The following is an 18,546-nucleotide window of genomic DNA, read 5'->3' on the forward strand; positions in this document are numbered from 1 at the left end:
AGATGCGCTGGGCCCTGCCACTCGGCCATCATGGACATCAGCGTCAGCTGGTCGAGCCTGGGCTGCTCGGGGTCGAGCTCGCGGTAGACCTGGTGAATGTTGACCACGACCGCTCGGAGTCGAGCAGGGTGGCGTACTCGCCGAGGTCGACGTTGAAGGCGGCCTCGCGGAAGTACGATCGGCTGCCTGCCGTCCTCGTCGGCGGCGCCCGCCACCGCCCGCGTCGAGCACCGACGGATGCTCGCACAGCACCCGCTCGATCTCTCCGGGAGACGTTCTCGGTGTCGGGTTTGAGGATGTCGGTCTCCCTGTCGAGGAAGCTGACGTAGCCGTCGGGCTCGACCCGTACCACGTCGCCGGTGTGCAGCCAGTCACCTGGTCGACGACCTGCCGCGCTCGCCCACGGGCAAGGTGCGCAAGCACGCCCTCGGCGGTGGATCGTGACCGCGGGCCTGCTGCCGTTCGGGCGCCAGACCGTGGGATCGCTGCTGGCCACCCGGGCGGCGGCGACGCCGCACGCGCCGTTCCTCGCGTTCGACGACGGGGAGTCGACCACCGGGCTCGACTACGCGGCCGCCGCGCGGCTCGCGGAGCGGGGCGCCGCCGTCCTCGCCGGTGCGGGCGTCGGCAGGGGTGATCGGGTCGCCCTGGTGCTGGACAACCGCCCCGAGTTCCTGGCCTGCTGGTTCGGCGCCGCCCTGATCGGCGCGATCGTCGTGCCCGCCGACCCGCAGACCAGCGTGGCAGAGCTGCGGCACATCGTCGGGCACGCGCGCTGCCGCGTCGTGGTGTGCCCGCCCCGCGGTCGAGCAGGCCGTGTCCGACGACGTGGCGCCCGACGACCGCTGGCTGGTGGTGCTGCCGCTGTTCCACGCCAACGCGCAGTACTACTGCGCCATGTCGGCGCTGGTCACCGGCGCCCCCGGGAGCCGGCTCCCGGGGGCGGCGCCGTCCTTCGTCGGGTCAAGACGCAGGGGAGGGCGAGAGTCCGTGGGTGAGCCCTTCGCGGTAGGAGGGATACCTGGGCGCCCAGCCCAGCTCGCGCTTGGCCCGCTCGGAGCTCAGCCGGATGCGGGTGCCCACCATGAGCGCGTACATGTACGGCATCGGGCGCAGCAGGGCGCTGGGCATCCTCAGCGGCGGCCGCGCGCCCGCAGCCGAGGCGAGCGCCCTGACGTAGTCGTCGAAGCGGACGGGATGGTCGTCCGCGACGTTGTAGGCCCGTCCGGCGCCGCCGCGTTCGAGCGCGGCCACCGTGGCGGAGGCGGCGTCCTCGATGTGGATGAGCGAGACGGTGCCCGCCGGGTCCGGCACGGGGAGCATCCGCTTCCTCGTCATCTCCATCAGCTTCCGCGTCGACGCTTCGGGGCCGTAGAACATGCCGTAGCGAAGGGAGACGCCTTCGAGGCCCGGCGTGCCGAACACCTGCTCCTCGTTGGCGCGCATCGAGCGCATGTGCGGGTCGAAGGCGCCCTGTCCCGGCTCGGCGAACGGGCGGTCCTCGGTGACCGGGTCCGCGCCGTGGTCGCGGTAGCCGTACCCCAGGAAGAACGACTGGGTGACGAACCTGCGCGCGCCCACCAGCCCCGCCGCCTCGATGAGGTGGGCCGTGCCGCGGTCGCGCAGGGCGTCGGTGGCGTAGAGAGCGCGGTGGAACAGCGGCAGCCCGGTGATCGCGGTGGCCTCGTGGATCAGCGCGTCCGCCTGCCGGCCCTCGAGCGCGGCCAGCAGGGCCGCGCGGTCCATCATGTCCGCGACCACCGGGACGGCACCCGCCTCGGCGAGCCGCCGGGCGCCGCCGCCGGACCTCGTGATGCCCAGCACCGTGTGACCGGCGGCGAGCAGGTGGCGGATCAGGACCGAGCCCAGCGTGCCGGTGGCCCCTGCGAGCAGGACGTTCACGCGTTCGCCCCTTCCTTGGCGGTCCTTCGGTGATGAAGTGTGCGCAGCCTGGCCACGAGCCCGGCCGCGGCGACCAGCGAGATCGCCAGCAGCGACCACACGTCGCTGACGTGACCGCCGCCGAGTTCGAGGTCGACCGCGTGGTTCACCGCGTGGAAGGTGTTGGTGAACACGAAGCCCGCCAGCACCACCCCCACGACGTCGCGCCACCACAGCGCGCACAGCAGCATCAGCCCGATGCCGATCTGGAACACCCCGGCGTCGTGCAGGAAGTGCACGTGGTTCGGCCAGTTGGCCCACACGGCGAAACTCGCCGGATCGACCCGTGCCCATATCCCGGTGGCCAGCATCGACAGCGCGGCCAGCACGACGACGACTTTGACGAAACGACCCGTAGTCATGATCCGTCCTTTCTTCCGTCTTCGTGCATCAGACGGGTCGACGAGGAACGGCTGTGACATGCCCTGGCTGTGATCTGACGCACACACGTCATTCATGTGGCGTGAGGAGAAAGGAACTTCTGGTGAGTGATCCGACGGCCTGCTCGGCCTCGGCGTCAGAAGTCGGTGATGATGCGGCTCAGGGTGGTGTGCAGCGCGGCGAGGCCGTCCTTGCCGAGCAGGGCCGCGAGGCGGCGTTCGAGCTCGTCGATCGCGGCGTATCCGGCCTTCAGCGCCTCGTCCCCCCTGTCGGTGAAGACGATGAGCTTGGCCCTGCGGTCGGCGGGGTCGGGCACCCTGCGCAGGTACCCCAGCTCCTCGAGGTCGTCGACCAGATCCCCCATGGCCTGCGGCGTCATCTGGGCCTTCTCCGCCAGCCTGACCAGCCGGATGCCCTCGTGCTCCATGTGGAAGAACACCGCCGAGTGAGCGGGCCTGAGACGGGCGTCGAAGGACCTGCCCGCCTCGAAGACGACGTCGGAGACGCGCAGATAGGCCTCGTACAGCAGGGCGACGATGTGCGGCGGATGCGTCGCGGCCAAGGCCTTCTCCAATTGCTAAGGCAGCATTATATTCAGGTTACCTTAGGAGGTCAGCGATGAACCGTGAAGAGATCTGGGCGGCCATCCAAGCCGAGCGGTACGGCCTGGCCGACCTGCTCGACGCCCTGTCCGACGACGAGTGGGAGCGGCCGTCCCTGTGCGCCGGCTGGCGGGTGCGCGACGTGGCCGCCCACCTCGCGCTCGGACCGACCATCTCGAACGGCCGGGCACTGGTCGAGCTCGTCAGGGCGCGCGGCAGCTTCGACCGCATGATCCACGACACCGCCGTACGGCACGCCAGGACACCGGCCGCCGAGATCGTCGAGCAGATCCGCGCCTCAGCCGTCTCGCGGCGTCTCGCACCCGGCACCAAGCCGCTCGACCCGCTGTTCGACGCGCTCGTGCACGGCCAGGACATCGCCGTGCCGCTGGGCATCGAGCGCGTCATGCCGCTCGAGGCGGCCCGGACCGCCGCCGGCCACATCTGGAACCGTGGCTTCCCGTTCTTCGCTCAGCGCCGGCTGCGCGGCCTGCGCCTGGTCGCCACCGACGTGGACTGGTCGGTCGGCGAGGGAGACGTGGTGGAGGGGCCCATTCAGGCGCTGCTCCTGCTGGTGGCCGCGCGGCCCGCCGCCCTGCCGGGCCTCGGCGGCGCGGGCGCGGCGGCGCTGCCCGCGCGGCTGTCGTGACTCGGATCGGGACGGTGCCACCCCTCATCGCGGGGGGATGCTGATGCCGAGCATGCGCGCTCCCGTCTCCGTCCGGGGACGGTGCGCGCTGCCCGGCGCGAAGACCACGTAACTGCCCGGCCCGAGCCGGTGGCCGTTGTCGATGAACTCCCCCGACACGACGTAGTAGCGCTCCTCCCCTTCGTGCACGTCCACCTCCGGCCATTCGGCGCCCGGCGCGAAGTCGTACATCCATCCGCGCGCCTGGTCGGTGGCGGGCAGCCCGCGCCGGACGATCCCGGGCGACACCTCCACCGCTTCCACCTCGTCGACCCGCAGGATCTTCATGTCTCCGGTTTCCGTCATGGCCCCTATCGTGGCCGCGTCGGCGGGCCGGGCACGAGTGTCCTGATTGACGTTCTCAGGTACTTTCTTGCCATGCACCGTCATCGAGTCGTGGCCCTGGCGCTGCCGCCGCAGTCCACCTTCGAGCTGGCGTGCGCCGCCGAGGTCTTCGGGGTCAGCCGTCCCGGCCTGCCGTCCCGCTACGAGTTCACGGTGTGCGCCGAACGGCCGGGCCCGGTGCCCACCCTCGCGGGCTACGACATGGGGGTCGGCGAGGGCCTGGCGGCGATGGAGTCGGCCGACACGATCGTGATCCCGGGCTGGCAGCGCCCTGAGGAGCCCGTCGCGCCCGCCGTGCTCGGCGCGCTGCGGCGAGCGCACGAGCGCGGCGCGCGGCTGGTCTCGATCTGCTCGGGCGCCTTCCTGCTGGCCCAGGCGGGACTGCTCGACCGGCGCAGGGCCACCACGCACTGGCGGATGGCCGCCGAGCTGGCGGCGCGCTTTCCCGACGTCGAGGTGGACCCCGACGTCCTGTACGTCGACCTGGGTGACATCGCCACCAGCGCGGGCACCGCGGCGGGCATCGACCTGTGCCTGCACCTGGTCCGTGGCGACCAGGGCGCCGCCTACGCCGCGCAGGTCGCCAGGCACATGGTCATGCCGCCGCACAGGGAGGGCGGCCAGCTGCAGTACGCCGCCCCCGCAGCCGAGGGCCGGCGGCCCGACTCGCTGGCGCCCCTCCTCGACTGGGCCGCCGAACGGCTGCACGAACCGCTCGATCTGGACGCTCTCGCCGTCCAGGCCGGGGTGTCCGCCCGCACGCTCGCCCGCAGGTTCGCCGAGCAACTCGGCGTCAGCCCCGGCAGGTGGCTGCTGGCGCAACGCATCGCGGCCGCCCAGGCCCTGCTGGAGGAGACCGACCTCCCTGTCGAGACGATCGCCACGCGGGTCGGGCTGTCATCGGCGGCCAACCTTCGCCGGCGCTTCCACCGCGCCCTGCGCACCACACCCGCCGCCTACCGGCGCGCCTTCGGCCGGTAGGCCGCGCTCATCTCGGGTGGATACGCCAGGATCAGCACCCTCGCGTCCAGCGGCATCGAGCTGACATTCCGGTAGGCGGCCCGGTCGCACCTCTAGACGAGTAAGTCCTAAGTCGTTTCGGCTGCGGGAACGACGAAGGGTGTTGATGATCCGTTTGTGACGACAGACCTCAACACCCTTCTCACCGCACTGTACGTGAAGATCGACGACTGGCTCGGCAAAGCGCCCCGCCTCGGCCGCCCACCCAAGCTGACCGACGCCGAACTGCTGACCTTAGCGGTCGCCCAAGTCCTGCTCGGGATCGGCTCCGAGGCCCGCTGGCTGCGGTTCGTCCCCCGGCACCTGCCCGGCGCCTTCCCCTACCTGCCCGGCCAATCCGGCTACAACAAACGGCTCCGCGCGGCCCTGCCCCTGCTCCAGCGCGCCATCCGGGCCCTGGCCCTCGACACCGATCTGTGGGCCGACCCGGTCTGGGTGGTCGACTCCACCCCGGTCGAATGCGGCCGCTCCCGCCCCACCACGCAGCGCTCGGACCTGGCCGGCTGGGCCGGCTACGGCTACTGCCGCTCCCACTCCCGCTGGTTTTGGGGTCTGCGGCTGCACCTGGTCTGCACCCCGGCCGGACTGCCGATCAGCTGGGCCCTGGCCACCCCGAAGATCGACGAACGGCAGGTGCTGATGGCCGTCTTGGACCACGACCCGCATCTGCTCGCCACCCGACCCGGGCTGCTGATCATCGCCGACAAGGGCTACGTCTCGGCCGAACTGGACCACTACCTGGCCGAACGGGGCGTGCGGCTGCTGCGGCCGTCCTACCGCAACCGCACACCCCGCCCGGGCGAGCAGCTCCTCAAACCCATCCGCCAGCTCATCGAATCGGTCAACGACACCCTCAAAGGCCAACTCGACCTGGAACTCCACGGCGGACGCAGCCCTGAGGGGGTCGGCGCGCGCATCGCCCAGCGCATCTTGGCGTTGACCGCCGCTATTTGGCACAACCGCGCTACCGGCCAGCCCGTCACCCGGTCACTGATCGCCTATGACCACTAACCCGACTTAGGACTTACTCGTCTAGCACCCAGCTGTTCCGTGGCGGTACTCCGTCTCAACGCAATCGCGAAGAAGTGAACCGGACAGGTAGTGCCGTAAGGCCGCGCAGGAAGTCGCCCGGTTTCCAGCTCAGACCGGCGGGTGAGCCGTCCAGCCGCAGGCCGGGCAGCCGCGCCAGCATGGTGCCGATGGCGATCTGTGCCTCGAGGCGGCCGAGCGGCGCTCCGAGGCAGTGGTCGCCTTAGCCGCGCGCCAGCCGAAGCCCACCCGAACCCACCACACACGAAGTGCAACCCTCGGGTTGCGCCTTGAGGGATCGATGTGCAACCCTGGAGTTGCATCCAAAGGCAAGGCGAAGGAGTCTCCTCATGAGCGAGGATCGGATCGAGCGCGAAACCCTGATCGCGGCATCCATGGAGCGGGTCTGGTCGCTGGTGACCGAACCCGGGTTCTGGGTGGCCGACCCAGCGAGCGTGGCCGGCACCGCGGCCAAGGAAGGCGAGTCGATGGTGGCCAAGAACGCCGAGTACGGCGACTTCCCGGTGCGTGTGGAGAAGGTCGAGCCGCCGACGTACGTGGCCTACCGCTGGGCCAGCGCGTTCCCCGGTGAAGAGCTGCGCGAGGACAACAGCACCCTCGTCGAGTTCACGTTGACCCAGGAAGGCGACAAGACGCGGCTCCGCGTCGTCGAGAGCGGATTCGCGGCGCTGACCGGGTCCGAGGAGCTGCGCAGCAAGGCGGTGAAGGATAACAGCGGCGGCTGGCCCCAGGTGTTCGACGCGCTCAAGACGCGCGCCGAACAGCCATCCGCATGACAGACGAATCTCGCAGCGCCGTCGAGGGGGTCGACAGCGTTCTCGTGGCGCTGGCCGACCCGACTCGACGGCAGCTGCTGGATCTGCTCGCCGTACACGGCGAGGTCACCGCGACAACGCTCGCCGAACGACTTCCCATCTCGCGGCAGGCGGTGGTCAAGCACCTCGCCGTCCTGGACGCCGCCGGGCTGGTCTCCGGCAGGCGGGTCGGACGCGAGGTGCGGTACGCGGTGCGGCCCGCGGCGCTGGACGCGACGGCGCGGTGGATGGCCGCGCTCGCCGCCGACTGGGATCGACGGCTGGCGAACATCAAGCGCATCGCTGAGGCAGTGGAACGGGATTCGCCCTAGCTCGCCGCTTTCCCTCATCAGCCCTGTCGTCCCGCTCTCTTGAAGCGTCCCCCGCGTCGGCTCGCTCCGTCGGACGGCGCGGGTTCACGGCTCCCCTGATCGCCATGCGTTGAGCCTGCCATGTCACCTTGCCGTACGGCTCAGCCGTACTGCGTGCTGATCTTTGGTTTCTTGAAGAAGGGAACCGTCTCGTGACTACCCACACCACCTCGCCGCCACGTTTCGGCAGCAGGCAGCGGTTGATCCTGTTCGTCCTGCTCGGCGCCGGGTTCATGCTGTCCGTCGACTTCTCCATCCTGAACGTGGCGCTGCCGGAGGTCGGCGCGGGCGTCGGGCTGGGACTGGCCGGACTGCCCTGGATCGCCTCCGCATACGCGCTGCCCGCGGCCGGCTTCACCCTTATGTTCGGCCGGATGGCGGACCTGTTCGGCCGCCGCAGGCTGTTCCTGTGCGGGATGGTCCTGCTGATCGGGGCCTCGTTGCTCGGCGGCTTCGCGGCCAGCCCCGAGACGCTCCTGGCCGCCCGAGCGCTGCAGGGCTTCGCCACCGCGATAACGATCCCCGCGGCGCTGTCACTGCTCACCACCACGTTCGCGGAAGGCGCCGCGCGTGACCGCGTCCTCGGCCTCAACGGCGCGCTGCTCTCCGCCGGCTTCACCGTTGGCGCGCTGGTCGGCGGCACCCTCGTCAGCCTGATGAGCTGGCGGGCCGCGTTCTTCATCAACATCCCGGTCGCCGTGGTCATCCTGCTGCTCACCCCCTTCCTGATCCGCGAGAGCAGCCTGCCCGACCGGGTGAGGCTGGACCTGCCTGGAGCGTTGACCGTCACCGGCGGTCTGCTGGCCGTGATCTACGCGGTCATCGAGAAGAACATCCCCTCGGCCGTCGTCGGTGTGCTGCTCCTGGCCGCGTTCTGGATGATCGAGCTGCGTTCGCCCGCGCCGCTCGCCCCGGTGCGCATCCTCAGGCGGCCCACGGTGAAGTGGGGTAACTACGCGGGATTCGTGGTCTTCGCCATGGAGCCTGCCATGATCTTCCTGACGACGCTCTACCTGCAGAAGATCCTGGGCTTCTCCCCGCTGACCACCGGCCTGGTCTTCGGCGTCCCCGGCCTGGCGGCCGTGGCCGCCGGGGTGATCGCCGGGCGCTTCATCGGGCGCTTCGGCAGCCGCAAGGTCCTGACCGTGGGCCTGGCCGTACAGGGCCTGGCGACCCTCCCGCTGGTGTTCCTCGGCGCCGACCGCATGGCGCTCGCGGTCCTGATCCCCGCGCTGTTCATCGGCTTCTTCGGGCACGTCACCTCCATCGTGGCGTACACGGTGACCGCGACCTCGGGCCTGCCGGACGAGGAGCAGGGCCTGGCCACGGGCCTGGCCTCGATGACCCAGCAGGTGGCCATCACCGTCGGCATCCCGATCCTGAGCTCGGTCGCCGCGACGCAGAGCGTGGAACTTACCGGCATCCACCTGGCGCTGAGCGTGAACGTGGCCGTGACGCTCGTCAGCGTGGCCTTCATCTGGTTCGGGCTGCGTCCACGCGACGAGCACCGGCCGGCGGCTGCAGCCGTACCGCTGTCGAGGGCAGCCGACGAGGAACTGGCCGCGGCTTCGGACTGAGCCGGCACCCCACGGGACCCCGCTTTCCAAGCGGGCGTCCTGCTTTTCCAGGGACATCCTGCCCCGCTTCGCGAATATGACAGCGCTGTTGTATTTTGGAGCGATGTATCCAGCGATCGAACCTTATGACCACGGGCACCTCGACACCGGTGACGGCAACCACGTCTACTGGGAAGTCTGTGGCAACCCCGAGGGCAAACCCGCGCTCGTCGTCCACGGCGGCCCCGGTTCGGGCTGCACGCCGAACCAGCGCCGCAGCTTCGACCCGGAGCGCTACCGCATCGTCCTGTTCGACCAGCGCAACTGCGGCCGGAGCCTGCCCCACGCCAGCGACCCTGCCACGGACCTGTCCGCCAACACCACCCAGCACCTGATCGCCGACATGGAACGGCTACGCGAGCACCTCGGCATCGACAAGTGGCTGCTCTACGGCGGATCGTGGGGTTCCACGCTGATGCTCGCCTACGCCGAGGCCCATCCCGAGCGCGTCTCGGAGATGGTCGTCGTCGGCGTCACCATGACCCGCCGCTCCGAGATCGACTGGCTCTACCGCGGCGTCGGCCGTTTCTTCCCCGAGCAGTGGCAGCGCTTCCGCGAGGGCGTTCCCGAGGCCGAGCGCGACGGTGACCTCCTGGCCGCCTACACGCGCCTGATGTCCGACCCCGACCCCGCCGTCCGCGCCAAGGCCGCCCACGACTGGACGGCGTGGGAGGACGCGGTGATCTCCCTGGAGGTCAACGGCAAGCCGAACGCCTACAGCGACCGGCCGCCCGCCGCGCTGCTCGCGTTCACCCGGATCTGCGCCCACTACTTCTCCAACGCCGCGTGGCTGGAGGAGGGGGTACTGCTGCGCGACGCGCACAAGCTGGCCGGCATCCCGGGCGTCCTCATCCACGGCCGCTTCGACCTGGGCGGCCCGCTGGAGAACGCCTGGCAGCTGGCCCAGGCCTGGCCCGACGCGCGGCTCGTCGTGGTGGACGACTCGGGGCACACCGGCAGCGACACCATGCGCAAGGAGGTCCTCGCCGCACTGGACCGCTTCGCGGACTGAACCCGGACGGCGGCTTATTCGATTACTGCGTTCGCTGTGGTTGGGGGGCACCGGGACCTGATGGGCTTCGCCTATCTCACCCCGGGCATGCCCGTCCAGATCCCCACGACCCGCTAGCCCAGGCGGGCCGCCCTGGCGTGGAGGTAGCGCTGCTGCGGGAGGCTGGTGGTACGGCGGGCCGCCTCCAGGTAGCACTCGCGCGCCGTCGCCAGGTCACCGGCCATCTCCAGCAAGTGGGCGCGGACCGCGTACAGCCGGTGGTCCGCGGCGATCCGCTCGTCGGACTCCAGCTCCGCGAGCAGGTCGAGCCCCGCGCGCGGCCCCCGGGCCATGGCCACGGCGACCGCGTGGTTCAGCGCCACCATGGGGTTGCCGGAGATCCGCATCAGCAGCTCGTACAGCGCCTCGATCTGCGGCCAGTCGGTCGCCTCCGCGGTCGGCGCCTCGTCGTGGACCGCCGCGATCGCCGCCTGGAGCTGGTAGGGGCCGGTCGCGCCCCTGGGCAGGGCGTCGGAGATCAGCGCCACGCCCTCGGCGATGAAGTCGGCGTTCCAGAGCGTGCGGTCCTGCTCGGCCATCGGGATCAGCGCGCCGTCCCTTCCCGTCCTGGCGGGACGGCGCGCGTCGGTGAGCAGCATGAGCGCCAGCAGCCCCACCACCTCGCCGTCATCGGGCAGCAGGCGGTGCACCATGCGGGTCAGCCTGATCGCCTCCGCCGACAGCTCGGCGCGATGCAGGTTCGGGCCCGACGTGCTGACGTAGCCCTCGTTGAAGATCAGATAGAGCACGTGGAGGACCGCGCCGAGCCGGGCGGCGCGCTCGGGAGCCGGGGGCAGGCCGAAGGGGATGCCACTGTCCTTCACCCGCTGCTTGGCCCTGCTGATGCGCCGGGTCATGGTCGCCTCGGGCACGAGGAACGCCCTGGCGATCTCGGCGGTGGTGAGGCCGCCGACCGCCCGCAGGGTCAGCGCGATCTGCGAGGCTGGCGACAGCGCGGGATGGCAGCACATGAACAGCAGGATGAGCGTGTCGTCGGACTCCGCCGCCGGCCGGTCGGCGGCGGGCGCCAGCCACTGGTCGGGCAGCGTCCACCGGGTGACCGTATCCTCGCGGCGCTGACGGGCCTGCTCGGCCCGCAGCAGGTCGGTCAGCCGACGGGAGCCGACGGTGATCAGCCATCCGCGCGGGTTGCCGGGGACGCCCTCCTTCGGCCACTGGACGGCGGCCGCGAGGAGGGCCTCCTGCACCGCGTCCTCCGCGGTGTCGAAGTGCCCGAACCGCCGCACCAGCGAGCCGAGGACCTGCGGCGCGAGAGTGCGCAGCAGATCCTCGACGTCGTCGTTCCGCACGGCGGTGGTCACCCGTCCAGCTCGCCGCGGTCCTCCATGATCGGCCGCACGTCCACGAACCACTCGTGGGCGAGGGACGCGTCGTCCGGATGCGGGGTGTCGGCCAGCCGCGCGGCGATCTCGGTCGCCCGGTCGAAGCTCTCGCACTCCACGATCGTGTAGCCGGCGAGGACCTCCTGCGTCTCCGGGTACGGCCCGTCGGTCACGACGGGGACGCCGTCCTTCAGCTGGACCCGCCTCGCGTGCACGGGAGCGGACAGACCGCGGGCGTCGACGAACTCGCCGGAATCGACCAGGTCCTGGTTCCACTTCTCCATGAACCCGTGCATCGCCGCGACGTCCTCGGCCGACCAGGCCGGCTGGTCGCCGGGCTTGCCGGACAGGAAGTCGTAGTCCTGCTGCGAGCCGTAGAGCATGATCATGTACTTCATTGTCGCTCCTTCTCCCTCGGCACCTCTACGGTGCCATTCACGAGAGACGTCGAAGCCGGCGACACGGACCGGACACCCACTCCTGGAGGATTTCCGACCCGTCTCCCACGCCGGTTCCCCGGAGCGCCCGAGAACGCCGGAGCGATCCACCTGACCCCCCTCGATCCGGCGCCGGAGCCGCGGAACCTGCGCCGGCTGAAGATGCCGCTGCCGGGCCCGGCCCGGAGGGGGCTGCGTGTTGGCCTCATGTGTTGAGCATGGAGGTTGAGGAGGACGTGGCCGGCGGATGCGCCGAAAAGGTGGCGGCGACCCCTGCGGCGTCATCGCCGACCCAGCCAAGCAGGGCGGACCCGCGGCTGCGCTGGAAGGGCAGGCCGAGGTAGGTCAGGCCGGGTACCGGGCTGATGCCGCCGGTATGGACAGGGAGCCCGCCGGCCAGGGCGCCGGGGATGTGGATCCAGCGGTAGTCGGGGCGGTAGCCGGTGGCCCAGATCACGGCCGCCGAGGGGATGCTTTCCCCGGCGGCGGTGCGAAGCTGCGTGCCGCCGGCCGCGACGATGCGGTCGACGATGCGGACGCCCAGGCGTTGCAGGCCGCGTGGTCCCAGGCCGATGAGGGGGTCGCGGTTGCGGACGAGGCGGCCGAGTCGGCCGGTGACCGGTGCGCGGACCAGGCCGAGGGCCTGTAGCCAGGTGAAGACGTCGGTGCCGCCGATGCGTTGGGGCAGCACGGGTTGCCGTTTGCCGAGGGCTAGGGTCACTGGGCGGGTGGCGGCCAGTTCGGCGGCGATCTGCACGCCGGAGTTGCCGCCGCCGACGACCAGCACGGGCCCGTCGGGCAGTTGGGCGGGGTTGCAGTAGTCGACGCTGTGCAGGGAGACGAGCCCGGGCGGGATCGACAGGTCGGGGATGTGCGGGTGCTGGAAGGGGCCGGTGGCGACCACGACCCCGTCGCCGGTAACGGTGCCGTGGCTGGTGGCCGCTTCGAAGCCGCCGTTCGGGGTCAGGCGCAGCCCGGTCACGATGGTGGCGAGTTGGACGGGCAACTCGAAGTGGTCCGCGTACGCCTGCAGGTAGTCGGCCACCTCGTCCTTGCCCGGGTAGCGGTGGCCCGGGCCTGGGAAGGGCATTCCGGGCAGTGCGCTGAGGCGGGCGGGGGTGAACAGGCGCAGGGAGTCCCAGCGGCGCCGCCAGGACTCGCCGAGGCGGGGGTGGGCGTCCAGCAGCAGCACGTCGTGTCCGGCCAGGCGCAGTTCGCGGCCTGCCGCGAGCCCGGCCTGACCGGCGCCGATCACGATAATCACGAGGTCAAGCCTGCCCGCCGGGGCGGTGGCGGGGCTTGAACGAACCTGCTACGCCAGCCAGCGCACGCCGTCGGCCAGGGCTGAGGGGGCGGCGCCCATCATGCGGCGCACGGTGCGGGTCAGGTGGGCGGCGTCGGCGAATCCGGCGGTGTGCGCGGCCTCGGTCAGCGAGGCGCCTTTCGACAGCACCGCCAGTGCCGCGCGCAGGCGTGCCCACAGCACATACGGCCGGAACGGCAGCCCGAACTCGCCGGTGAACAGGTGGGACAGCCGGCTGGGCGACAGGTGCACGGCGGTCGCGACGTCGCCGAGCCGCACCTGGGCAGGCAGCATCGCTTCGATGATCTGCGCCGCTTCGCTCAGCGCGGGGTGGCCCGGGCGCGGCGGTGTCGCCCCGGTCAGAGCGGTGACCAGCGCGTGCAGCGAGGGCCGGTCACGCCGGGCGGGCACGTCCAGATGCAGGCGCCAGGCCGCGGCTGAGCCGGTTCGCGGCCGGTCGAGTGCCGGCACGGCCTGGGCCGGGTCGATCAGGGCCAGCAGCGCGTCGGCGCTGCCGCGCACTATCGCGTGCGGGGCGTTGGCCGGGATGAGCGCGGCCGTCATGGCGTGTTCGGCGCCGTCGGCGCCAGCCAGGATCAGATCGTCCCCGATCAGGAGCTGCACGGCGTGGTGGGCGTGCAGGCCGCCCGCGCCGATGTGGCCGCCGTAATACAGCCGGCCCGGCTTGATCGTCGCCCAGCCCCGCGTTCGGGCTGCGGGCAGGGGCATCAACACCTCCGTCGAATGCGCAGAAGGGGAAAGGGCAAAGGACGCCGAGAGGATACAAGAGGAGAGCTGGCCCGGGATGCTCCAGGGCCGAGGCGTGGCAGCTCAGGAGGCGGCTTCGCCCGCTTCGTGCCCGGCCTCCCACCCTTCGCGCACCGCGACGGCGGCAATCGCCAGGGCGGCGATCGGGTCGGCCCACCACCAACCCAGCAGCGCGTTGAGCACCAGCCCGGCCAGCTCCCACGAGCCGGGCAGCACCCCCGCGACGTCAGCTGCCGGCACATACAGCGCCCGTCCGGGCCGAGCAGATTGATCCAGACCACCACGCCATCGCCGACCAGGACCCGATCGAGTTAACCGGCGAAGCAGAAGTGTCCACCAGCACGGCCGCATCCACGCTCGAGCCGGCCAGCGGCAGCCGCGAGGCTTCGCCCTGCACCCGAGCCCCCGGCGCGCCTACGGCCTGGGCGAGCATGTCGGCCGACAGATCCACGCACACCACCGCCCCGAAGTGACCCGCCAGCAGCGGAGTGATCTGACCGGTTCCCCCCGGGGCGCCCGAGAGAGCCGGTTTTCCTTGGAGCGCCGGTTCCGGTCTCCTGGGGAGCAGGTTTCTTCCGGAGCGCCGGGCCGGGGAGAGCCCGCTTGCCTGGGGAGCGGCTTCCGGTCTCTCGGAGATCAGGGTTTCTTCCACAGCGCCAGAACCGGTTAATCCGGAGCGCCGGTTCCGGTCTCCCGGAGGGCCGGCTTCTCTGGAGGCGGGATTCCGGTTCCGCAGGAGGGCCGGTTCCTCCAGAGCGCTGGGGTTCCTGCTCCCGGGGAGCCCGTCCCCCGGGAGCCCGTCCTCGGGGAGCCGGTTCTGGGAGCGGGTCTCGGGAAGCCGGTTTCCCTGGGTGCTCCTTCTGGGAGGGCGGGCGGTTACTCGGTGGCATGGACCGTCGGGGAGTCGGCATGATGTCCCGGTGACTCTGACGATGCGTGCCTACACGGACGCCGACCTGCCCGCCCTCCAGGACACCGTCGCGGGCTGGATCGCCGAGGCGGGCAGGTGCGGATACGACCACATCGGCGAGCTGCCGCACCGCATCTACGAGAACCTGCGCGGCCGGCGTCCCGTCGGCTCCCTCGTCCACCTTTGGGAGGACTCCTCCGGCATCGTCGGCCTGGCCATCAACCTGCGCTTCGGCGCCGCCTTCGACGTCTTCACCGCCCCCTCCCTGCGCGGCACGTCCGCCGAACTGCGGATGCTGCGCGCCGCTCACGAGAGCACCGCCGCCTCGATGGATCCCGCCGAGCCGTACGTGCTGACCGACCTGTTCGACTGCGACACGACCAGGATCGACCTGCTCGAGCAGCTCGGATACGAGCACTTCCGCACCTGGGACCACGTCAACGACCGCGATCTCGGCCTGCCCCTCCCCTCCCCCGCACTCCCCGAAGGCTTCCGGGTGCGCTCGGCCCGCCTGGCCGACGCCGAGCAGCTCGCCGTGGCACGCAACCACTCCTTCGAGGAGGACTGGACGGGCGAGCTGTACAGGTCGGCGGTGATGGACCAGCCCGGCTATGATCCGGCGCGGGAGATCGTCGCCGAGGCGCCCGACGGACGGATCGCCGCCTTCACCGTGTACTGGGTCGACGAGCTGAACCGGGTCGGCCACTTCGAGCCGGTCGGCACCCATCGCGACTTCCAGCGGCGCGGCCTCGGCAAGGCGGTGATGCTCGAGGCGATGCGGCGCATGCGCGACCTCGGCCTGACCACGGTGACCGTCAACCACAACGCGGAGAACGACGGCGCCCGCGCACTGTACGCGTCGCTGGGGTTCGTCCGCCGGCACGAGACGTACGGCTTCCGCGCGCCCAGACCCGCGAAACCAGAATCGCGCAGACCGGCGTAATCAGAATCGCTCAGACCGGCGGCACCAGAATGAAGTAGCGATCCAGCGCCGCCCGATCTCCCCGCACCGCGTCCCCGCAGCCGGTCCCTGACGAGGTGGGCCACGTATCGGTGCATCCAGCCCAGGTGCGCGACCAGGTCGGCCACGGTCCAGCCGGGACAGGACGGGACCGGGGGCGTCTCCTCGAAGTCCGCGGCCCGGCGAACCGCGGTCTCGAACGCCTGGACCTCACGACTGAAGTGCGGCAGGTGGTCCATGTCCCCACGGTCGCCTTTCCGCCGGTCCGCCAAATGAAGGCGCTTCAGGTACGGACGATGGCCAGGGGGCACGGCGCCTGGTGGAGCATCGCCTGGCTGATCGAGCCGAGCACCAGGCCGGCGAACCCGCCCCTGCCGCGCGAGCCGACCACCAGCAGGTCGGCGCGCTCGCCAGCCTGCTTCAGCACCTCGGCGGGATGGCCCTTGACGATGTCGTCCACCACCACGACGTCCTGGTGCCGCTGCCGCCAGCCGTTCAGCACCTCCCGCAGACGCTCGATGTCGGACTTCTCGTCGCCGGGCTCGTGGGGAGCGGTTTCGAAGCCGCTCACGTCCATGCCGGGCCGCGCGTGGACGATTCGCAGCCGTACCCCTCGCAGGCTCGCCTCGGTGAAGGCGAACCTGAGCACGCTCTCGGCCGTGCGCACGCCGTCCAGGCCCACGACCACCTCGCCCAGCGGGCTGACCGGCACCTGGCGCACCACGACCACGTCGCAGGGGGCGTGTCCCGCCACGCCGTAGGCCACGGAGCCGACGAGCATGCCGCGCACCCTGCCCAGCCCGTGGTTGCCGACGACGAGCAGCTCGGCCTCCTCGGCGGCGGCGATCAGAGCCGCGCGCGGGTCGCCGGGCAGGAGCGCCGAGTCGACCACGATCCCCGGCTCCTCGCGGCGGGCCCGCTCGAGCCCGGCCGTCACCACCGTCGTCGCGCCTTCCCGCATCCACGTGGCGACGCTGGCGTACCTGCCGCCCACGTTCTCGCACGCCCACCTGGGCATGGCGTTGACCACGCGGAGCGGCACGTCTCGCAGGCGCGCCTCCGTGGCCGCCCAGGCGACCGCCTCCAGCCCCGCCCGCGAACCGTCGACCCCGACCACGATCATGACGTCCTCCTGCTCCCCCTCTCCATGAGAGCACGAGGCGCGGGACGGCCCCGCGCCGAGGTGGCGCGGAAGCGCGGCGGTCAGCCCACGATCACGCGTTCCTCTGGCAGCTCGTAGCGGCGCGTCCGCTCCTTCAGCGCCAGCGCCGAACCCAGCGTCAGCGGGCCGATCCTGCCGACGAACATCAGCAGGCTGAGCAGCACGTGCCCGGCCACAGAGGTGTGGGCCGTGATACCCGTGGACAGGCCGTTGGTGGCGAAGGCGGAGATGACCTCGAACAGGACCCTGTCCAGGCTGTACGGCGTGAGCAGCAGCAACCCGTAGGTCGAGACCGCCACCAGGACCACGCCCATGAGCGTGATCGTCATGGCCTGCCGCTGCGTGGACTCGGGCAGGCGGCGGTGCCCCACGTTGACGCGGGGCTCGCCGCGCAGCTCGGCCCAGATGATGAAGGCCAGCAGCCCGAACGTGGTCACCTTGATCCCGCCCGCGGTGCTGGCGCTGCCGCCGCCGATGAACATCAGCAGGTCGGTGAACAGCCAGCTGGAGGGGTTCATGTGGGCGATGTCGAGGGTGTTGAAGCCCCCTGAGCGCGGCATCACCGCGGCGAAGAAGGCGGCCAGCGGCTTGTCGGCGTCGTCGAGCGCGCCCATCGTGCGCGGGTTGTGCCACTCGGCGGCCAGGAAGAACAGCGTGCCGATCGCCAGCAGGACGAGCGTGACGACCACGGTGATCCTGGTGAGGACCGACCAGCGGCTCGGGTGCCGCCAGGTCTTGGCCAGTTCGAACACGACGGGAAAGCCCAGGCCGCCCACGATGACCGCGATCGCGATGGGCAGGCAGATCCAGGGGTCGGCCACGAACCGCATGAGGTTGTCGGGCCACAGGGCGAAGCCCGCGTTGTTGAACGCCGAGACGGCGTGGAAGCCGCCCAGGTAGAGCGCCCGGCCGAGCGGCTCGCCGTACCCGATCATGAAGCGGGCGGTCAGCGCCAGCGCGATGACGGCCTCGGAGGCGAGGCTGAAGGCGACCACGTTGCGCACCAGGCGGCGCATGTCGGTGACGCTCACCGACTTCGTCTCCGTCGCCACCGCGATCCTGGTGCGCAGGCCGAGCCGGCCGGCCAGCAGCGCGGTGAAGAGCGTGGCCATGGTCATGATGCCGAGTCCGCCTACCTGGAACAGGCCGGCGATGACCACCTCGCCGAACACCGACCAGTGCGACCCGGTGTCGACCACGACCAGGCCCGTCACGCACACGGCGGAGGTCGCCGTGAACAGCGCGGTCAGCCAGCCGCTCGACTCGCCCGTCGCGGTGGCGATCGGCAGTGTCAGCAGCGCGGTGCCGACCAGGATGGCGGTGCCGAAGCCGGTGGCGACGATCTGCGCGGGATGCTGGAGCCGGGTCTGGAAACGCCGTCTCATGACTGCCTGCCCAGGCGGCGGGCGACGCCGTACCAGGCGGGCGCCTCGCGCGCCTCGTCGAACCACCGGGCCACGACGACATCAGTGGAGGAATGGAGCAGGATCGACAGCACGATCGTGACCGCGACGAGTTGGAAGACCTGCTGTGAGGCCGCGATGGTTGAGCTGAGCACGATCAGACCGTAGACCACCGAGGCGAAGCCCTTCGGACCGAACCAGGCCACCAGGAACAGCGCGGCCGTGGACAGGATGGTCCTGTGGGCCGGGCTGGACAACAGGACGGCGAGCAGGAGCACGCCGGCGAAAGCCGTCAGCAGCACGATGTCCCTCCGCGGGAAATCCGTCGAACCTGAATATTGCCGACCAGACTTCCCGGCGCACCGCGCCCTACCGTAACAGCAGGACCGGTGCCACCGTC

Annotated in this window: 23 protein-coding genes and 1 pseudogene; 9 read left to right on the forward strand and 15 right to left on the reverse strand. The window is 71.1% G+C overall.

Annotated features, from left to right (window positions below; translation table 11 throughout):
* Positions 1–43: 43 nt before the first annotated feature.
* Positions 44–352, reverse strand: a complete 309-nt coding sequence (locus H4W81_RS14955; RefSeq protein ID WP_192775365.1) for a hypothetical protein — start codon at positions 350–352, stop codon at positions 44–46.
* A gap of 124 nt (positions 353–476) precedes the next feature.
* Between H4W81_RS14955 and H4W81_RS50050 the strand changes: the two genes are divergently transcribed.
* Complete coding sequence (locus H4W81_RS50050) at positions 477–998, forward strand: AMP-binding protein (protein ID WP_420538721.1); 522 nt, start codon at positions 477–479, stop codon at positions 996–998.
* Here H4W81_RS50050 and H4W81_RS14965 read toward each other — a convergent pair.
* From H4W81_RS14965 to H4W81_RS14975, 3 genes are all read right to left on the reverse strand, one after another.
* On the reverse strand, positions 964–1,902 hold the full coding sequence (locus tag H4W81_RS14965) for an NAD-dependent epimerase/dehydratase family protein (RefSeq protein WP_192775367.1): 939 nt from the start codon (positions 1,900–1,902) through the stop codon (positions 964–966). The genes H4W81_RS50050 and H4W81_RS14965 overlap by 35 nt on opposite strands.
* Positions 1,899–2,303, reverse strand: a complete 405-nt coding sequence (locus H4W81_RS14970; protein WP_192775368.1) for a hypothetical protein — start codon at positions 2,301–2,303, stop codon at positions 1,899–1,901. The genes H4W81_RS14965 and H4W81_RS14970 overlap by 4 nt, the downstream gene beginning before the upstream one ends.
* A gap of 155 nt (positions 2,304–2,458) precedes the next feature.
* Positions 2,459–2,884, reverse strand: a complete 426-nt coding sequence (locus H4W81_RS14975) for a MarR family winged helix-turn-helix transcriptional regulator (protein WP_192775369.1) — start codon at positions 2,882–2,884, stop codon at positions 2,459–2,461.
* Positions 2,885–2,940: 56 nt separating this feature from the next.
* Here H4W81_RS14975 and H4W81_RS14980 point away from each other — a divergent pair, with 56 nt between their 5' ends.
* Positions 2,941–3,573: a maleylpyruvate isomerase family mycothiol-dependent enzyme gene (locus H4W81_RS14980; protein ID WP_192775370.1), complete on the forward strand. Its 633-nt coding sequence runs from the start codon at positions 2,941–2,943 to the stop codon at positions 3,571–3,573.
* Positions 3,574–3,597: 24 nt separating this feature from the next.
* On the opposite strand, the gene H4W81_RS14985 is transcribed toward H4W81_RS14980, so the two are convergent.
* On the reverse strand, positions 3,598–3,918 hold the full coding sequence (locus H4W81_RS14985; RefSeq protein WP_192775371.1) for a cupin domain-containing protein: 321 nt from the start codon (positions 3,916–3,918) through the stop codon (positions 3,598–3,600).
* 72 nt (positions 3,919–3,990) lie between these two features.
* Here H4W81_RS14985 and H4W81_RS14990 point away from each other — a divergent pair, with 72 nt between their 5' ends.
* The 6 genes from H4W81_RS14990 to pip all read left to right on the forward strand — a co-directional run bounded on the left by H4W81_RS14990 (position 3,991) and on the right by pip (position 9,820).
* Entirely contained in the window at positions 3,991–4,938 is a 948-nt protein-coding gene (locus H4W81_RS14990; protein ID WP_192775372.1) for a helix-turn-helix domain-containing protein, read from the forward strand.
* A gap of 156 nt (positions 4,939–5,094) precedes the next feature.
* Positions 5,095–5,988 (forward strand): IS982 family transposase, encoded by an 894-nt coding sequence (locus H4W81_RS14995; protein ID WP_192773486.1) that lies wholly within the window; start codon positions 5,095–5,097, stop codon positions 5,986–5,988.
* Positions 5,989–6,356: 368 nt separating this feature from the next.
* Positions 6,357–6,803, forward strand: coding sequence for an SRPBCC domain-containing protein (locus H4W81_RS15000; protein WP_192775373.1), 447 nt, complete (start codon positions 6,357–6,359; stop codon positions 6,801–6,803).
* Positions 6,800–7,153: an ArsR/SmtB family transcription factor gene (locus tag H4W81_RS15005; RefSeq protein ID WP_192775374.1), complete on the forward strand. Its 354-nt coding sequence runs from the start codon at positions 6,800–6,802 to the stop codon at positions 7,151–7,153. The genes H4W81_RS15000 and H4W81_RS15005 overlap by 4 nt, the downstream gene beginning before the upstream one ends.
* Before the next feature lie 191 nt (positions 7,154–7,344).
* Complete coding sequence (locus tag H4W81_RS15010) at positions 7,345–8,769, forward strand: MFS transporter (protein ID WP_318781749.1); 1,425 nt, start codon at positions 7,345–7,347, stop codon at positions 8,767–8,769.
* 103 nt (positions 8,770–8,872) lie between these two features.
* Positions 8,873–9,820 (forward strand): prolyl aminopeptidase, encoded by a 948-nt coding sequence (pip, locus tag H4W81_RS15015; RefSeq protein WP_192775375.1) that lies wholly within the window; start codon positions 8,873–8,875, stop codon positions 9,818–9,820.
* A 113-nt stretch (positions 9,821–9,933) separates the two neighbouring features.
* On the opposite strand, the gene H4W81_RS15020 is transcribed toward pip, so the two are convergent.
* From H4W81_RS15020 to H4W81_RS50055, 6 genes are all read right to left on the reverse strand, one after another.
* Entirely contained in the window at positions 9,934–11,181 is a 1,248-nt protein-coding gene (locus H4W81_RS15020; protein ID WP_318781750.1) for an RNA polymerase sigma factor, read from the reverse strand.
* Positions 11,178–11,600, reverse strand: a complete 423-nt coding sequence (locus H4W81_RS15025; RefSeq protein WP_192775376.1) for a YciI family protein — start codon at positions 11,598–11,600, stop codon at positions 11,178–11,180. The genes H4W81_RS15020 and H4W81_RS15025 overlap by 4 nt, the downstream gene beginning before the upstream one ends.
* 244 nt (positions 11,601–11,844) lie before the next feature.
* Positions 11,845–12,903 (reverse strand): flavin-containing monooxygenase, encoded by a 1,059-nt coding sequence (locus H4W81_RS15030; protein WP_192775377.1) that lies wholly within the window; start codon positions 12,901–12,903, stop codon positions 11,845–11,847.
* Between the two features lie 48 nt (positions 12,904–12,951).
* Positions 12,952–13,671, reverse strand: a complete 720-nt coding sequence (locus H4W81_RS15035; RefSeq protein ID WP_192775378.1) for a helix-turn-helix transcriptional regulator — start codon at positions 13,669–13,671, stop codon at positions 12,952–12,954.
* Between the two features lie 102 nt (positions 13,672–13,773).
* Positions 13,774–13,950 carry a hypothetical protein gene (locus H4W81_RS15040; RefSeq protein WP_192781469.1) on the reverse strand — a complete coding sequence of 59 codons (177 nt, stop codon included), beginning with the start codon at positions 13,948–13,950 and terminating at the stop codon, positions 13,774–13,776.
* Complete coding sequence (locus tag H4W81_RS50055; RefSeq protein ID WP_420538722.1) at positions 13,937–14,362, reverse strand: class I SAM-dependent methyltransferase; 426 nt, start codon at positions 14,360–14,362, stop codon at positions 13,937–13,939. Before H4W81_RS50055 ends, H4W81_RS15040 begins: the two co-directional genes overlap by 14 nt.
* A gap of 268 nt (positions 14,363–14,630) precedes the next feature.
* Here H4W81_RS50055 and H4W81_RS15050 point away from each other — a divergent pair, with 268 nt between their 5' ends.
* On the forward strand, positions 14,631–15,563 hold the full coding sequence (locus H4W81_RS15050) for a GNAT family N-acetyltransferase (protein WP_192775379.1): 933 nt from the start codon (positions 14,631–14,633) through the stop codon (positions 15,561–15,563).
* A 77-nt stretch (positions 15,564–15,640) separates the two neighbouring features.
* On the opposite strand, the pseudogene H4W81_RS50060 reads toward H4W81_RS15050, so the two are convergent.
* The 4 genes and pseudogenes from H4W81_RS50060 to H4W81_RS15070 all read right to left on the reverse strand — a co-directional run.
* Positions 15,641–15,820 (reverse strand): annotated as a pseudogene (locus H4W81_RS50060) (maleylpyruvate isomerase N-terminal domain-containing protein); the annotation flags it as partial.
* A gap of 44 nt (positions 15,821–15,864) precedes the next feature.
* On the reverse strand, positions 15,865–16,704 hold the full coding sequence (locus tag H4W81_RS15060) for a universal stress protein (protein WP_192775380.1): 840 nt from the start codon (positions 16,702–16,704) through the stop codon (positions 15,865–15,867).
* 80 nt (positions 16,705–16,784) lie between these two features.
* Positions 16,785–18,128: a TrkH family potassium uptake protein gene (locus H4W81_RS15065; RefSeq protein ID WP_192775381.1), complete on the reverse strand. Its 1,344-nt coding sequence runs from the start codon at positions 18,126–18,128 to the stop codon at positions 16,785–16,787.
* Positions 18,125–18,448, reverse strand: coding sequence for a hypothetical protein (locus H4W81_RS15070; protein WP_225958629.1), 324 nt, complete (start codon positions 18,446–18,448; stop codon positions 18,125–18,127). The genes H4W81_RS15065 and H4W81_RS15070 overlap by 4 nt, the downstream gene beginning before the upstream one ends.
* Positions 18,449–18,546: the final 98 nt, after the last annotated feature.

It is taken from the genome of Nonomuraea africana (genome assembly GCF_014873535.1).
Taxonomy (GTDB): Bacteria; Actinomycetota; Actinomycetes; order Streptosporangiales; family Streptosporangiaceae; genus Nonomuraea; species Nonomuraea africana.

Excerpts from the sequence above, each read along its gene's own strand:
- H4W81_RS15000 (WP_192775373.1), top strand. The coding sequence starts at position 6,357 with ATGAGCGAGGATCGGATCGAGCGCGAAACCCTGATCGCGGCATCCATG.
- H4W81_RS15035 (WP_192775378.1), bottom strand. The coding sequence starts at position 13,671 with ATGCCCCTGCCCGCAGCCCGAACGCGGGGCTGGGCGACGATCAAGCCG.
- pip (WP_192775375.1), top strand. The coding sequence starts at position 8,873 with ATGTATCCAGCGATCGAACCTTATGACCACGGGCACCTCGACACCGGT.
- H4W81_RS15005 (WP_192775374.1), top strand. The coding sequence starts at position 6,800 with ATGACAGACGAATCTCGCAGCGCCGTCGAGGGGGTCGACAGCGTTCTC.
- H4W81_RS14990 (WP_192775372.1), top strand. The coding sequence starts at position 3,991 with ATGCACCGTCATCGAGTCGTGGCCCTGGCGCTGCCGCCGCAGTCCACC.
- H4W81_RS15065 (WP_192775381.1), bottom strand. The coding sequence starts at position 18,128 with ATGAGACGGCGTTTCCAGACCCGGCTCCAGCATCCCGCGCAGATCGTC.
- H4W81_RS14980 (WP_192775370.1), top strand. The coding sequence starts at position 2,941 with ATGAACCGTGAAGAGATCTGGGCGGCCATCCAAGCCGAGCGGTACGGC.
- H4W81_RS15060 (WP_192775380.1), bottom strand. The coding sequence starts at position 16,704 with ATGATCGTGGTCGGGGTCGACGGTTCGCGGGCGGGGCTGGAGGCGGTC.
- H4W81_RS14985 (WP_192775371.1), bottom strand. The coding sequence starts at position 3,918 with ATGACGGAAACCGGAGACATGAAGATCCTGCGGGTCGACGAGGTGGAA.
- H4W81_RS14970 (WP_192775368.1), bottom strand. The coding sequence starts at position 2,303 with ATGACTACGGGTCGTTTCGTCAAAGTCGTCGTCGTGCTGGCCGCGCTG.
- H4W81_RS15025 (WP_192775376.1), bottom strand. The coding sequence starts at position 11,600 with ATGAAGTACATGATCATGCTCTACGGCTCGCAGCAGGACTACGACTTC.